Here is a 14,629-nt window from a genome sequence, read left to right on the forward strand (position 1 = left end):
TGGCGAAACTACTCCTCGCTTAACCAAACGTCTCAGCAAAATCCTAGCGACTTGGTCTGGCTTCATACCTCCAAGAGTGGTGAACTCGACCTCTGGCTTATGAGGGTCACCTAGATCACCATAAACCCGAACCACACCACCAACTTCATGGTACTCAGACTCATAGAGCTTCCCTTCGACCTCAACAGAAACAAAACCAGACATAACAAACTCCAAACTAACTATAGGTAATTAATGATCTATTTAAGCTGCTTTATATAAGAAGTAAATGCAGAAGATTCATCATAACTGCCACCTAAACGATCAAGTGGTTTTAAGTTCTCTCTAGTGAGAAACACTCTGGCAAAGAGAATGATTTGTGTGGCTTTACTGACTAAAGAGTCAACCTCTCTAACCCACTTCGCCCATTTCTCTAAATCTTGATAACTGAGCTGATTTATATCGGCATCTCTCAATTGATTGAGATTGCTTTCAAGCTGAATAACCACCAACTCTCTGATGTCGTTCTCATCATACAAAGCCTCTAAGCCAGCAATTTCAGCAACAGGACGTTCAACATAATGAGGCCTTTCAAGGGTTACATTTTGAGCAGCCTCAATAGCTTCAACCTCTTGCACAGTAGCTTTCACGGTAATTATAAGTTGATTACTCCGTGTCTTGATCATGCTAGACAAGGCTTTAGATATGGTAGGAAATTTATTCTGTTTAAACGGGCTAAGTTTAGAATTAGCCCAATTGGCACCTTTTTCCTGAGCCTTTAGTTCCGAAACCTGTTGTTGAACAGAATCAATATCAAACTCTCTTAATGTGGCACGGTTTTCAGATTCAGTAACAAAACGGTCGAAGCGTTTCGATAGAGTGTTGAATTCAACACCGAAGTAACTGGCACCACATAACTGGCCGATGTTAGTGGTATAGCCATCTTCAGTTGAGACAATATAGCCTTTGTTATGAGGCGAATGACAAGTTGATAAACCACAACGAATTTTTTCAGTAAAAGTATAATTACCTAGAATCTCCTTTAATTTATGGTCTGATGGATCGAGGTTTTCCTCAAAACCAGCTAAGTCTTGAATATCTCCCCATGAATCAACACGGATTAAGCCTTTCTCGGTATTTAGTGTAATCATCGCTTAAGAATGTGACTCCATTTGTTAATTATCACCAATTCCATATTAGCAGCTCACGGGATGCTTTTTTATTGTGATTTCCACCTACCGTGTAATTGATATTTAAAGGCTTATTTGAGAGGCCTTTAAAGACCTTTTTAATAGTGTCGTGGTCGTTGATGCTGATGAGCATTTTGCCTTGGATAGTTTGGGCCAGTTCTGCCATGGTTTCGTATTGTTCTAAACCAAAGTCTTGACCGTAACCTGCGGTTTCATAGTACGGTGGATCCAGATAGAACAGTGTGCCTGGTCGATCATATTTCTGAATGCAGCGCTGCCAGTCTAGGTTCTCGACGTTGGTTCTGGCCAGGCGAAGGTGAGCGGCGCTCAGATCCTCCTCGATGCGGAGTAGATTGAGCCGTGGCGGACTGGTAGTGGCGGTGCCATAGCTCTGGCCGTCGACCTTGCCACCGAAGGCAAGCTTTTGCAGATAGTAGAACCTGGCTGCACGCTGGATATCGGTGAGCGTTTCGGGTGTTTTGGCTTTTTCCCATTCAAACAGTTGTCTGCTGGATAAGGCCCACTTGAACTGCCGGACGAATTCTTCAAGGTGGTGCTGAACAACCCGGTAAAGGTTGGTCAGCTCACCATTGATGTCATTAAGCACTTCGACTTTGGATGGTTCCTTTTTGTAAAAGAGCGCTGCGCCACCAGCAAAGACTTCGACGTAGCATTGATGTTCCGGAAACAGGGGCAGGATGTCTTTTGCGAGTCGGGTTTTACCGCCCATCCACGGGATAATTGGTTTGGCCATGTTTTTCCTCTATTGGTCTGGCACTCGCTGGTGCTGGATTAAGAGGCTCAATGGCCTTCAGGTTGTTGAGTGTCTTACATCGCGGACACTTGATTTCGATTTGTACGTATTCAGCTTTAGCCAGTAACCGGCTGCAGCCACCACATCTAACTTCTTTCATGTGAGCCTCTATCTGTTTGTGCTAGGCTGGCCCGGCTGCGTCGACGCGGCGGGATGGCCTTGGTTGGCTCACAGGGTATGTGCCTGTGGGTTGACGGCTCGGCAGTGTTGGCGCACTGCCGAGTCGCTGTCTCTTCCTTTACTTCAGTATTTGGTCTAGCGATTTGTATTGGCCATCTTCAAAATGAAAACGGCCAAAGAAGCGAACCAGACCATAGAACCCAACAGCTTCTATAGCTGCTGGCAATTGTAATGACCAATGCAGCCGCTTGACATCTCGCAGCATGGCTTTAAAAAAGCCTCGGTCAGCTGAGAGACGATCCTTATCACCACCACCACGTTGGTAGTTAAAATCGTGATGACGGCAACTCGCCTCGAAGAACCAGCCAAATAACAGCTTAGCAACTGGTTCGGGTAGCCAGTCAGGGCCACAGCCATTTCCAAAACTGATTTTTTGTTCCGGTGTCAGGTCTGACCAGGATATTTTTGATTGCTTAGGCATTAGCTGTAATCCACAACAATCGCGTCAATATCAGCTTGAATCACATCCGGCTGCTGCTCATCTTCGTGCTGTGTTTGAAGTGCATAGAGCAAGTCTTCATAGTCCTGCTTTTTTCCAATAGCTGGGCCAGCCACACTTTTATAATTGGACGCATTGCTAATGATTCGTCCGACTAGGGTTGCTTTATCAACGCTGGCTCTCTCTGCAACAATGAAGTCAATCAGTGGCGTCGGCGCGGCATTGTCCGACTGCCAAGCTATTGCTTCTGGCTCTTGCGTTGGGAAGCTAGCAATTTCTTCAGCCGTATAAAGACTCGTGACTGGAGCCATGGCTAGTTTGAATTTCTGAACAATCTCAGAATGCTTATTAGCAAGCCGATCATCGATTATTAGTTTTGAATCTATGACAGATTGAATTTCTGACTCATCAATTTCAGTCATGCCAGACTTAATTAAATGATCTTGTGAGCCATCGGATTCAAATGCAAAGACATTATTATTTTCGTCTTTAAAATATTTCATTATCTAAGCTCCCACCAAACATCAAATCCCGAAAGAACTCCAGCTCCGGCTTGATATGTGCTACCGTTCGGAATAATCAAATTAACGTATTGTTCATCAGAATCACCTGCGATAGTGCAGATAACTTCACCGTCAACAAGGAAATTACGAGGCCCACTGCCAGCGCTTAGAACTATCGCCAGTTGAATAGATCTACCAGTAGTGTTTGTATAAGTAACACCCTCTGAACGACTGACAAAAACGTCTTGCCAGACCTGCCCCTCGCCAATAGCCATCGTTTTGATTTTGGCATCAAGCTTGTCGGGGCTGATAATACTCTCAGTCGTATCGGTTCCCGTATTCCATGTCGTCTGATCCTGAATAGGCGTACCGGCAATCGGGTCAATATCAACAAACATCACGGTGGCTGATTTAGCCAGACCGACGACCACCTTTTCGGATGGCGCAGTTGCAGTAATTTCCCCCTCCGTACTGCCAGACAGATAATACTTGTCACCCACCGTCAGGCCGGAGAACAGCGCCGAACGACCAAACGCTTCGACCAGGCTGTTGGTGACATCCGCAAAGCCGACCATCTTCTGTTTGTCGGTACCGTCGGCAATGGCACGGTCATAGCGGCTGTTGGCAGTGTCCCAGTACACGGCATCGCCATCGGCTACTGATGGACCAAAGGTGACATCTTCCAGCCGTACAACGTGGTTGGTGGCTGAGACCAGCTTGACGATGGCTTTCTGCAGCAGGTTTAAATCACCATCATCAGGTGTGAGGCCTGCATTAGTGATGACGTTGCGTAGTGACTCGCCCATTTTGTAGAACCAATGCGCGCCGGGCCATGTCGCTGGTGTACCGGATGTAGGATCACCATTTGTTGGATAACCAACTGACGGTACTGCTGGGGCATCAGGAGGTGATGCTGAAGCATCCGCTTCATAATTACGTGGTTCCATTATTATCCTCCGTAGGAAAAAATGAGTGTGGTGTGATCGGGTTTTAATCTATGGAGTGTGCATTCGAGGCGCTTATTGCCCCATGATGCTAATGGCTCATCGACGCGGCCATTCACTCTCCAATAGCTAATCGTTTCTTCAGGCGCATTGACCTGCCATGCAAACTGCCAAGACTGCCCATAAAGCGGTTTATTGACTCGGTCTGCGACTGTCCAGCGCGAAAACTCGGTGATAGTGACTTGATAGCCAATCGATTCTGCAATGGCTATAAAATACGGGATGCTTTGCCCCCCTTTATTGGTCACTTTGGCGTATAGGCTAGCCAGTCGCTGCTGAAGGGTTTGCACGTCATCTACGCACGGATCGGGCAGCGCGTAAGCGGCTTCCCACTCATTAAGCATTTCATAGGTGGTACGCGGGTCTGCTTCGTCTAACAGGTCATCTTCACGGGCGTGAAGGATGGCAAGCTCTTCAGCGGTTGATTCGAACAAGCCGATAAAGTCAGGATCGTGTTGCAGATCGTCCCAAAGCAGGCCGCGAGGCATTAAGGCCATCAGCATAGTGAGGTATTGCTGGGTTTTTATTGCCATGTGATATCACCTGGCACGAGAATTTGGCCTAGCGTTAGCGTGACGTCTTCTGTCGGGCTAACTAAAACATGATCGGTCTCACCAGCAGCGATACTAATCGCTTCTCGGATATGGCTGACTTTGATAGTGCCTTTGCCATTACCATCTTCTGGAATCGCTTCTCGCGAAAGTAAGTCGGCTATTTCGGATTCAACGGCTGCTTTGACAACCGTGGTATTCGGTGTCAACGCGATAGTTAAATCTAAAGCGACAGGGATGGGGGCAACAACATAGATCCCGGCTGTAACAGGGTGCTGTTCAAAAATATAGTCATACACCGCTTCCACTTCAGTCGCATCAGGGATGATGCTGTCATCGTTATCTCTCACGAAACGAACGGTGACAGTGCCTTCACCCATCTCACCCGGATATTGCCATGCACGGGTAACACCTGGCACTTGTTTTGACCATCTAATGTAGTCATGTGCCGCGCCACCTTGAGCCGGTTGCTGGATGTTTTCGATATGACGTTGACGCCAACTTTCAAGCTGCTCGATGTCGGTACCATTGTTAATACCGTCTGCGTCAACGATGGCTTGGCCATTAATACCGGCAAGGGTATCGACAAAGGTTAAGGCAACGCCAGCGATGGCATTGGCTTCAGCGCCTGGCAAAACGGCTGTGACTGAAATAACGGCTTCACCACCGACAATAGTGACTTCATCATCGACTGTGTATTCAACCGCATCAGCACGTTTTAGAGTTTTACCGGCTTCGATAACAGCGCCATTGGTGCCGGTGACTTCACATTGGCCGATCGCGTATTCGAATGGGTTTCGCTCGGTGCCTTCAATTGATGCGAGACGACCAAAGTGCGCTTCATCGGCGCTATCAGGCAATAACTGCTTCGCTTTATAGGCTTGATAGCCATACATCTCATGCATGCCACCCGCCATGACCGTGGCAAAGATATTAAACGGTGAACGGCGCAGACGTGGCTGACCATCGGTTCTGCTATCAATATTCGCCGTTAAACGGGCATGTAATTCTGCCAATGAAGGACGTTTAAACGCCATTGAAAGCCTCCCAGGCATAATTGAAATTTAAAAGCTGGCCGTCTGCTGTTTCGATGTCGATATCTAAGGCTAACCATTCAGCGCGTGGGTAACTGGCTGTGACTTGCACGGAATCAACCACTTCATCATCAATGAGATGCTGCAAGGCTTCATCGGCATAGTCTTCAGCGGCTTTTCGCACAGGCTCGGTTTGCTTTTCACGTTGTAACAACCAAAGCCGTGAGCCGATCAAGTCACCAGAAACAGACGCCAAGGCATCGCCCCACCAGCCACGTTTATCATTGGTGCCATCGGGGATGACGTCATCTGAGTCGGCTTGTCTGTCAGTGAAAAGCGCCACGATGACGGCTGTTTCCAGTATCGCGACGTAGGTAATTTTTAATGGATCGGTTTCCAGCACAAAGCGTGGACGACCATTTTTATTCACCATTTTGATAACAAAATCCATCATGGTGTCATACTCTGATTAGGGTTACTGGTGGTGCCGCCACTATCGCCATTATGATTGTGGCCGTTATAAGTAGAACGCATGCTCGCCATGGTCAGACCATCGCTATCGACGTGATCGATAATGTCGCCGGTGACGTTCAGTTGGCCTTCGATACGAAAAACCGGCACTTTGGCCGTGATTTGTGTGTTGGCAATCAACTCCATCAGGCCACCCTGCTTGAGGTGAACGAGTTGTCCTTGACTATCGTAGAGTGCAACTTCGCCCGGCTTGAGACTGACTTGACGATAGCGCTTATCATCCATCTTGATGCAAACATAGCCATTGGTTTTACCGCCAATAGCCGCGACGACACCTTTTGCTCCGGGTAGTGGCACGGATGTTATGCCGTAATCTTGAATGCGAGGCACCTCAATCACCTCACCAGATAAGGTTTCGATCTGCACCATTTGAATCGGTGGTGCGTCATTGACTTTAAGCAAGGCACCGACACGTAGCATTTGTTGCAGGCCACGTTTTAATGGTGACAGTAATTTCTGTAAGCGACGCATTACCAGACACCGCCTTCATCGTTTGGCTCTGGCAGGGCTTGTAGTTCAAACGCTTCAGGCAAACCAAGGATCAGCTCAGCGCGCAGCCCTTTATCATCAACTATATAGGTGATGCCTACGATCAATAGGTCACGATTGACATTCAGGTAGTGGTCTTTCACTGCGATAAGGCAATTGGGTTCGATCAATTCATCGTCTAAATACCAGCTCAGCATCGTGTAATTAAATGTCTGAGCTTTCGCTGCAGAAATATTTCTATGCCATGTGGCTCTGGCTTTGCAGCCAGCGGCATCTAAGGCATCTTCAGCTAGAATAATTTTAGGTCGATGACGAGTAACGGCTTTATCTGCCACGGTAGCTGACACCGATACCGTATCTATCCAGGCACTGCTGGTTTGGCCTTTAACCGTGTAGTGACTAAAGCGTTCGCGTGATGAGCGTTTACGACTACCGGCTTTAATGTTGACACCGGTTTCTAAACTGCCTTTCAGGCGTCGGGTTCCGGAACGTGTGATTTTTAGGCCACCCAAACCATCAGACACTAGCAGTACTGCTCTGATTTTAGCGACGGTATCGAGCACTTCAAAGGTGCTTTCACCTTCATCTGATTTCATTGTGGCAAACGGTTTGCTGGTATCAACCGTTGAGGACACCGGAATACCGTATGGCTCACAGAGTACTGACGCACCCTCTAATTGGTTACGACCAGCCCACTGAAACGATGGCGCGCTACAATCAACCAGGTCACCGGTTGCATCACGCCCTGCTACTTGAATGCCATTAGTGCTGTCATCATAGCTATGATCAACTTCATCAATATAGCCAGTGATGACCGTGTGATCATCAATCGTCACCTTGCAGGAATCGCCATCGTTAATAGGGCGTGGCGCGCTGTTTTCAGACCATTTATCAGTCAGCTTGAGATTAAACTCATTCGCAATTTGAACAATTGAACGATTGATCCGAACCTCTTCCCAGCCATACCAGTCCAGACCATTCACTTTCAAGGCGACATCATGCATCCAACACCTCCAAAGTCTGACCACCGGGTACAAATCCGGGGTGACCGATGTTATTGCGAGAGACGATATCGGTTGCACGATCAGCGTCTTGGTAGAGCTGATGCGCAATCACTAATGAGGGCAATGTCGCTTGTGGTGTATAGCGACGAACTTGCTTGAGGTTGGCGGCACGTTCTGTCAGGTCTTGAACCATGGAAGCCCGTAAATCTTGCAGTGCGATATAGGTCTCATCGTCTGCCGCTTGCATTTGCTCATCTAATACCTCAGACAGTTCATCACGTGCGGCAATCGCATCTTGAGCCGAGTCATAATCACGGGTACTAGCCACTCTGGCCGCTTCAATTTGTGATGATTGTTGTACCAGGTTAATGATTGCCTGCTGATTTGAGGCTTGCTGAACACGACTTGGCGTGGTGGTTGGCACGGCGGCTGATTCGCTACCAAAGCTGAACAGTTTACGAAACTGAGTCATGGCAGAAAGACTGCCGACACTGCCAATCACCTGCCCCGCTAAGGCATCGGGCAAACCAACAAAATCGGCAATGGTGGCATCGATAACACCTAATCCGGAAAAGCGTGACTCGATATCGGATAAGACGGTTTTCGCCTGTTCTTTCACCCAACCTGGAAAGCCGGTAACGCTGTATGCCGATGTAAATTGTTGCTTCACTACAGCTTGTGCGTTTTTGGCCGCTGCATTGACGCGTTGTTGCGTGTCAACTTTTGATGTTGGCTTGGCGCGTGACTCAGCTTTGTAAAAAGTCAGAGTAAATCGGGCAATACCACCTTCTTTATTGGTTTCACGCAAACTGCTGGGGCCAGCCTGCACACGGACACGTCCGAGGTAACGATGAACTAAGGTGCCAGAGCCTTTTTTGTTTAAAGCCTCAATCAGTTTGTCACGCTGCTGCCTGTAATCTTCACCCACTACAAAAGCAGGAAAGGAGTACACAGCATCTTTGCCGCCTAAGTCTTCGGCATAGGCATCATCTTTAAAGGGATAATCATGCAACTGGACACGGCGACCAAATTCGAGCGTATGGTCATCAACATAAAACTCAACGCCACGGAATGAGGATTGTTGAAGTTGCTCGCGCCATGTCAATACTTGTTCGGCCATTACAGATTCCCCACTGTAGGGCCAGTATCGACATTAATATCCATGTCATCGCTTTGGATATTTTTGACCTGGACACGCTTATCGGTGACTTCAATTTGCAGTTGGCTGCGTTTTTCCGCACTTAATGCGGCCTGAGCATTATCATTACCAAACAAAGCCAAGGCTTTAGCAATCGAACGGCCTAATGCGTCAGCAAACTCAGTGCCTTCTAATGCATTATCATAAATAACCTTACCGGCTCCGTAACCTGCCAAACCAGCAGCGCCAACTGCTAAACCAGCAGTACCCATCGCTCCGGCACCCATCGCTGCTATTGTTTTCATATTTGGCGCTGCTCTAAGCATTTGCCTACGATTAGGTTTTTTTACTTTTGGTTTCTTTTTTGGATCCATACCCGTTGGATCCATGCCGCCGCGCATATTGACAACATAAACAGGCGTTACCCCATCCATCCCGCCTAGTGCACCACCCATGGCGGATTTAGCTTTGCTGCCTTTAACAAAGTCGGAGATACCCTTGCCACCTTTATAGAGTTTCCTCGCTAGGATAGCTGTGCCACCGACTGCAACCAGACCTGCTGCACCTTTGATGAGCATATCCAGTGTTTCTTTATCAATGTCATTGATCGTGTCCGCCAATGATTGAATGTAGGTAGTCAGGTTTGAGTCAGCAAATTGTTGCCAGGCAGTGTAGAGGTTTCGCATAGCGCCTGCGGCATCATTTGCTGCTCTGGTCGAGTCTTCTAATGTGGTGGTGCCATCAGCGTGGACATTCATGAATTTATCTAAGCTTTCCAGCCCACCAGTGCGCTGGAACTCGGCAGTGGAAGAATTGAATGCACGCATGGCTTCTGCATCAAACACGGTGCTTAACAGTGTTTTTTTGCCTTGTGTTTTTTTGATAATGTCGACCATGATTTCATTGATTGGTCGCAACACTTCTTCGCCACGACTTAAAGCTTCAGCATCAAATATTTTGATGCCGCCGCTTTTGAGCATGTCTATTTTCTTAGCATCACTCAGTGTCCGCATTAAGGCTTCAAAAGCCGTCGCTGCCATCTCTGATGAGCCGGTACCCTGACGGATAACCTGCAATGCCGCACCCATCTCACGAATAGCAGGAATACCTTGCCGCCCCATCGAGGTGTAAGCGGTGACAACACGAGGGCCTAATGCCGCAATATTTTGCAAGGTGAACGCGCCTTCTTTACCTTGCACATTGAGTGTGTCGAGTGCCGTAAGCACGTCTTTTTCCAAGACGATGCCCATTTTCTGGAACTCACCTAGCACTTCACCAATCGATGTGCCTTCTGCACCGGTTGCCTGGATGGCTAAACCAATGTTGCGGATATTGGCTTCAGCAAAGTCCAGGTCACCGGTTTTCTCGACAATAGATTCAATCGCGCTGGTGATTTGACTTGGGTCAACTCTGATGTCGGGTGATTGTGCCGTTTCATAGATTTTCTTTTTCAGTTCATCGATTGCTTCAGCACCGATATTGGCTTGAATGCCTAGCCGAGTGAAGCGACGCTCAAGCGAGACTAAAAACTTGGCTGTTCCGGCACCAGCGGCACCGGTCAATAGTGCGGTGTAACGATTGCCTAACTTATCAAGCCCGTTACCAAAGCTGCTGACACTTCTACGCAACACGCCCATTTGACGTTGGCCTGTTTTGCTAAAGCGTTTCCAACGGTCTTCATTAACACGCATCTGGCGGCCGAAGTTACCTCCGGCGTTGATGTTGATGCTGGTTGTTAAGTCGTTTTGGCTCATCGTTTCATTAGCTGCGTATAAAAGAGTCTTAAAGGTCTATTTAATGTGTAGTTAAGAGGCGTCTGGCTGTACTGGCTGAACTTAATCGTCTGCCAGTTCAGGTTCTCCGCCAGACGCATCATGCTTCCCCCGCTGCATGACAGACTCCAGCACTGCCTGGTCTAATCGTTCTGCATGAAACTGAAGCAGCTCAAAATCTTCACGGTGAAATTTACGCAGGTCATCAATATCAACAATGCCGTCATAATCACCAATAGATTCAATCTGCTTCGCCAAGGTATGAAGCCCCATCAATGTCGGACTGACAGCAAACACATAGCCATCATCTGATGCCGTGACACGTTCAGACGCTAGCCCCGCATCAATGATGTCTCCAGGGGTTAACTCTCGCAGCAAGACTGTAGTGTGGGTTTTATCGCCCATTTTGACGCCGTGTTCGAGTGAAATTGTTATCGTGGCCATGCGTTTATACCTTCTCCGCCATATCGCCTGACATCTCGACATCCGCACTGGTCATGCCATGCTCAATCACATTCACAGTGAAGGCGTTACGCATTAAATAACGTTGGCCGGTATCAGTGATAAACGTGACGGTTTTGTTTTTCCACTTATTCACCTCTGTCACGTCAACCGTTGACGTGAGCAGGATTTTAAACTTCAGGTTCGGTGGTGAATCTGATTCGGTGAAATAGGTTTTGCCACCATGGCTCGACGGTTCTCTTGAAACACCACCCGGATCTAACGTGGCTTCGTTTTCTGACTCAATAACACCGCCGTCAATTCTGACTTTTACTTTTCCTGTGACTTGTTCGCTCATTGCTTACTCCTAAATTTAACGACGATATTCAGTGTGCACAGCCGTGACACGTAGGTTATTGATGAGTTTTGGTGAGTCATACATATCCAGACGGTCTGGATCGTCATCATGAATTTCAGCGATGATTGTGGCTTTATAACCTTCATAATCCTGGCACCAGCCGCGATCCATAAAGACGGTATACAAGGCTAAAAACTCATCTTCCATGGCATTAGGCGTCACCACCGCCTGACCGGCTGGAATATCAAAATCATCATCCGCCAGCTTGTGACGCGGGAATTTTTGAGACACCATTGCCCGTTGCTCAAAGCGGATGCGTTCTAATGTTTCTGCCGTGTTGATGTTGAGATAACTGTCATCAGCAAAGCCGGACGCATTGGTTTGATACATACTGATTTGACGTTCAATTCGTACCAATCCACCACGATCAACACTGTAAGTAGCAATACCATCGAACAGCAGCTGATTACGCTCGGTACCATCCCAACGCAGTTCTTTTTTCGGTGGCTTAATACCAGGCAATGCCAGCGTTCTTAGCTGACGTGCCGGGTCAATTTGCAAGGAAGCGGCAGCGACAACACAATTGACGCCAGCCCATAGATAAGGCGGAGTCGGTGAGTCATTGGTACCCATGCAGGTGACGTGTGGGCCATTTCGTCCACTGCCAAAAGTCCCGGTTTCTGAGTGGGTGCCTTTAAACGCAGTAAATGCCCGAAAGCCGATGGCACGCATTGGCCCCCAGCGACTTTCTGCTTCGGCTTCTAGCACCACTAAGTTGGCTGTATCGGTATAAGGCACTGCAAGCCAGTTGTACCATTCATCACCAATAGCAGTGAACACATCAGTAAGATCAGGATTACCGGTACCGCCAGACATGGCCACAAAGGTGAGGCCGACACCATCAGGCAAGGCTTCATCGTAGAAATTGAGTCGCATATCAATATCGTTGCCGGTTTCACCTTTCCACTTACAAGTGATATCGACCTCAGTCGACTCTGCACCATTAACTTCGGCTGTTACCGGTAAGGTCGTCTCTGCCGTAATGGCTGCAACGATAGCGCTGGCAATATCTTCATCCGTGTCAGCAGCGTCAACACCAATGAGTAAGCGATAGCCTGCGATGTAAAGAAAGACTGTGCCTCCTCGCGTGGCCGGGCCAGTAACGGTGATTGACCCGGTTGCTTGTTCACCGCCTGATGCATCATCTAAAGCCAAGAACCACTTTTCAGTAAACTGATCGGCATTGATTTGTGCCTTGCCCATTTCAGCCAACATAGAGCCTCGACCAAAATACGCTTCCAATTCTTCAGGGCTATTGGCACGAACTGCTTGCCCCGCTGGAATCGTGCCGGTTGACAGTCGCTGACCGATAACCAGCATTTTAAAATCAATATTGGCATTACCTGCCAACCGATTACTGAACTCAATGGCTGTAAACGGTAGACGTAATTTTTCAGGAATCGTATCAAAAGAAATAGCCATGCTTATGCATCCTTATCAGTTGAATCTGTGGGTTTGGCAGCAACGGCTTTTTTGGCATCCGTTTTAGCCTTGGCCAACGCTTTTTTAATGTCGGCGTCACTGGTTAGCTCAATCGCATCACCGTCTTTTATCCGCTTCAGGTAATACACTTCACGTGGCACGTATTCACCGTGCTGATTTAACAGACCGCCGCGTAGCTTTCGCACATTGACAGCCTGCTTGGCGGGTTTGATAAAAATTCGGTCTGGCATGGTTTATTGCTCCAATGTTATGTGGTCAATAGCGTCGGGTTCGTCGTCGCCGTCGACCAATGAATGTTCAGCATGAAAGGTGACAAAATCAGCCAACGTTGATGGGTCAAAGTCATTAGGAAATGGCATATTTGGCAACTCAAAAGTGACGGCATACATCGTGGCTTTGAAGCTTTGCTCCAGCTGCATTGAAAACAGATTCCTGACATTCTTCAGCGCCAGTGAACCGACCCCTGCAATCGTCGATTCATGCAGCTTAGGAATCAGTGCCGCTAAAATGTCATAAGCACCAATGGTGGTTGTGTCACCTCGACGCCGGGCGCTGTGGTTACCAACGTGACGGGTGATGACATACACATCAAAACGGCCATTGAGGCTACCGCGTGAGTTGCCTTGACCACCGAGAAACGTGGTGTAAACGCCCGGCGTTCTGTTTGAGGCAACCAACTGTTTCAGTACTGCCAAGTTCAACGCGCTGGGTAACACTTCAGCAGCGCTTAATGTATTGCCAAATAACGCCTGTGCTTTTTCAATGATGTGATCTTCAACGGTGCTAATGCTGTTCATATAAAGCTCTTATCTTTACGGTTAAAGACATTGCCACCGGTGTTGATTTTCACTGTGTTTTGGCTGAGAGGTTTGGCACCTTCTGTACTGATACCAATGCTCAATTCGCCACGGGCGATGCTTTTGAGTGACTTGACTGCTTCGTTGTACCGGTCTTTTACTTCATCGGGCGCTAGATTTTCGTACAAGTAATAGCGTGTAATTTCGCAAGCAATACGCACCAATGACCTTGGCAGCGGGTCAATCGGCAGGCTGTAACGGCCACCCAGATAACCATCAATCATGCTGTCTGAGTCGGCAATGGCTAAATTAATGACGTCCGTGTCCAGCTGACCCGTGTTTTGCTTATCCGTAAGCTGGATCAGTTCATCCTCTCCATATCGGGTGACCAGGTCTTGTTGTGTGCAGTAAGGCATCGTTGAGATATCCGCTTATAGCTCGACAACGCTGAACATCGGATCGGCTTCCAGGATGGCGACCTCTTCTTCGCTCAGCTCGACATCATCACTGCCTGACCAGGCACGACCTAAACGACGAAACCCATCCCGCATCACGGTCACACGGTAGTGTGGTAAAGCGTTCTGTTTGGTGCTTGGTTTAGAATCAGGGTCACTGTCGGTTGTAGTGGTTGTTGTGGTTGTGCTGTTTTTGTCTGAGTCACCGCCACCCCCATTATCATCAGCTTCTGAATTCGTTTTAGACTGAGCCTGCTTTTCGTCCTGAATGACTTTCCAGGCTTCATCACGCTCTTTGGCTGTAATGCTGTCCAGACCATCAAACTTTTTCAGTTCTTCGACGGTAGGCTTTTTGTCGAATGCCTTCTCACGTAGCAGTTGTAGTAAGTTTTCCATCATGCGTTCCTTATCTTGGTTATCAGGGCGGAAAACCGCCCTGATAAAGTT

At 48.0% G+C, this 14,629-nt stretch carries 21 protein-coding genes; all 21 read right to left on the reverse strand.

The window, feature by feature from the left end; all coding sequences use genetic code 11:
* Positions 1 to 204: hypothetical protein (locus tag MDMS009_RS12980; protein WP_008290359.1), on the reverse strand; the 204-nt coding region annotated here is incomplete at its 3' end.
* 35 nt (positions 205 to 239) lie between these two features.
* Positions 240 to 1,130 carry a hypothetical protein gene (locus MDMS009_RS12985; RefSeq protein ID WP_008290170.1) on the reverse strand — a complete coding sequence of 297 codons (891 nt, stop codon included), beginning with the start codon at positions 1,128 to 1,130 and terminating at the stop codon, positions 240 to 242.
* A gap of 31 nt (positions 1,131 to 1,161) precedes the next feature.
* The gene (locus MDMS009_RS12990) at positions 1,162 to 1,923 is read right to left on the reverse strand and encodes a DNA adenine methylase (protein ID WP_008290345.1); all 762 of its coding nucleotides are present in this window, start codon (positions 1,921 to 1,923) and stop codon (positions 1,162 to 1,164) included.
* Positions 1,889 to 2,083, reverse strand: coding sequence for a Com family DNA-binding transcriptional regulator (locus tag MDMS009_RS16780; protein ID WP_081443579.1), 195 nt, complete (start codon positions 2,081 to 2,083; stop codon positions 1,889 to 1,891). Before MDMS009_RS16780 ends, MDMS009_RS12990 begins: the two co-directional genes overlap by 35 nt.
* 138 nt (positions 2,084 to 2,221) lie before the next feature.
* Complete coding sequence (locus tag MDMS009_RS12995) at positions 2,222 to 2,584, reverse strand: hypothetical protein (RefSeq protein ID WP_008290144.1); 363 nt, start codon at positions 2,582 to 2,584, stop codon at positions 2,222 to 2,224.
* Positions 2,584 to 3,105: a hypothetical protein gene (locus MDMS009_RS13000; protein WP_008290664.1), complete on the reverse strand. Its 522-nt coding sequence runs from the start codon at positions 3,103 to 3,105 to the stop codon at positions 2,584 to 2,586. Before MDMS009_RS13000 ends, MDMS009_RS12995 begins: the two co-directional genes overlap by 1 nt.
* Positions 3,105 to 4,052 carry a hypothetical protein gene (locus MDMS009_RS15910; protein ID WP_008290149.1) on the reverse strand — a complete coding sequence of 316 codons (948 nt, stop codon included), beginning with the start codon at positions 4,050 to 4,052 and terminating at the stop codon, positions 3,105 to 3,107. Before MDMS009_RS15910 ends, MDMS009_RS13000 begins: the two co-directional genes overlap by 1 nt.
* 2 nt (positions 4,053 to 4,054) lie before the next feature.
* Positions 4,055 to 4,642 carry a YmfQ family protein gene (locus MDMS009_RS13010; RefSeq protein WP_008290129.1) on the reverse strand — a complete coding sequence of 196 codons (588 nt, stop codon included), beginning with the start codon at positions 4,640 to 4,642 and terminating at the stop codon, positions 4,055 to 4,057.
* Complete coding sequence (locus tag MDMS009_RS13015; protein ID WP_008290140.1) at positions 4,633 to 5,697, reverse strand: baseplate J/gp47 family protein; 1,065 nt, start codon at positions 5,695 to 5,697, stop codon at positions 4,633 to 4,635. Before MDMS009_RS13015 ends, MDMS009_RS13010 begins: the two co-directional genes overlap by 10 nt.
* On the reverse strand, positions 5,687 to 6,148 hold the full coding sequence (locus MDMS009_RS13020) for a phage GP46 family protein (protein WP_008290120.1): 462 nt from the start codon (positions 6,146 to 6,148) through the stop codon (positions 5,687 to 5,689). Before MDMS009_RS13020 ends, MDMS009_RS13015 begins: the two co-directional genes overlap by 11 nt.
* The gene (locus MDMS009_RS13025; protein ID WP_008290167.1) at positions 6,145 to 6,696 is read right to left on the reverse strand and encodes a phage baseplate assembly protein V; all 552 of its coding nucleotides are present in this window, start codon (positions 6,694 to 6,696) and stop codon (positions 6,145 to 6,147) included. Before MDMS009_RS13025 ends, MDMS009_RS13020 begins: the two co-directional genes overlap by 4 nt.
* The gene (locus tag MDMS009_RS13030; protein WP_008290121.1) at positions 6,696 to 7,718 is read right to left on the reverse strand and encodes a phage baseplate assembly protein; all 1,023 of its coding nucleotides are present in this window, start codon (positions 7,716 to 7,718) and stop codon (positions 6,696 to 6,698) included. The genes MDMS009_RS13025 and MDMS009_RS13030 overlap by 1 nt, the downstream gene beginning before the upstream one ends.
* Positions 7,711 to 8,838, reverse strand: a complete 1,128-nt coding sequence (locus tag MDMS009_RS13035; protein WP_008290153.1) for a DNA circularization protein — start codon at positions 8,836 to 8,838, stop codon at positions 7,711 to 7,713. Before MDMS009_RS13035 ends, MDMS009_RS13030 begins: the two co-directional genes overlap by 8 nt.
* The gene (locus tag MDMS009_RS13040) at positions 8,838 to 10,610 is read right to left on the reverse strand and encodes a phage tail tape measure protein (protein ID WP_008290161.1); all 1,773 of its coding nucleotides are present in this window, start codon (positions 10,608 to 10,610) and stop codon (positions 8,838 to 8,840) included. The genes MDMS009_RS13035 and MDMS009_RS13040 overlap by 1 nt, the downstream gene beginning before the upstream one ends.
* Before the next feature lie 81 nt (positions 10,611 to 10,691).
* Positions 10,692 to 11,072 carry a phage tail assembly protein gene (locus MDMS009_RS13045; protein ID WP_043887794.1) on the reverse strand — a complete coding sequence of 127 codons (381 nt, stop codon included), beginning with the start codon at positions 11,070 to 11,072 and terminating at the stop codon, positions 10,692 to 10,694.
* A gap of 4 nt (positions 11,073 to 11,076) precedes the next feature.
* On the reverse strand, positions 11,077 to 11,427 hold the full coding sequence (locus tag MDMS009_RS13050; RefSeq protein WP_008290154.1) for a phage tail tube protein: 351 nt from the start codon (positions 11,425 to 11,427) through the stop codon (positions 11,077 to 11,079).
* 15 nt (positions 11,428 to 11,442) lie between these two features.
* Complete coding sequence (locus tag MDMS009_RS13055; RefSeq protein WP_008290164.1) at positions 11,443 to 12,909, reverse strand: phage tail sheath subtilisin-like domain-containing protein; 1,467 nt, start codon at positions 12,907 to 12,909, stop codon at positions 11,443 to 11,445.
* A 2-nt stretch (positions 12,910 to 12,911) separates the two neighbouring features.
* Positions 12,912 to 13,160, reverse strand: a complete 249-nt coding sequence (locus tag MDMS009_RS13060; protein WP_008290139.1) for a DUF2635 domain-containing protein — start codon at positions 13,158 to 13,160, stop codon at positions 12,912 to 12,914.
* Between the two features lie 3 nt (positions 13,161 to 13,163).
* Positions 13,164 to 13,727: a phage protein Gp37 gene (locus MDMS009_RS13065; protein ID WP_008290165.1), complete on the reverse strand. Its 564-nt coding sequence runs from the start codon at positions 13,725 to 13,727 to the stop codon at positions 13,164 to 13,166.
* Positions 13,724 to 14,143, reverse strand: a complete 420-nt coding sequence (locus tag MDMS009_RS13070; protein ID WP_008290132.1) for a gp436 family protein — start codon at positions 14,141 to 14,143, stop codon at positions 13,724 to 13,726. The genes MDMS009_RS13065 and MDMS009_RS13070 overlap by 4 nt, the downstream gene beginning before the upstream one ends.
* Before the next feature lie 15 nt (positions 14,144 to 14,158).
* A complete protein-coding gene (locus tag MDMS009_RS13075) occupies positions 14,159 to 14,581 on the reverse strand; it encodes a hypothetical protein (protein ID WP_008290141.1) in 423 nt (140 codons plus the stop codon).
* Positions 14,582 to 14,629 lie beyond the last annotated feature (48 nt).

It is taken from the genome of Methylophaga thiooxydans DMS010, from assembly GCF_000156355.1.
Classification (GTDB): Bacteria; Pseudomonadota; Gammaproteobacteria; order Nitrosococcales; family Methylophagaceae; genus Methylophaga; species Methylophaga thiooxydans.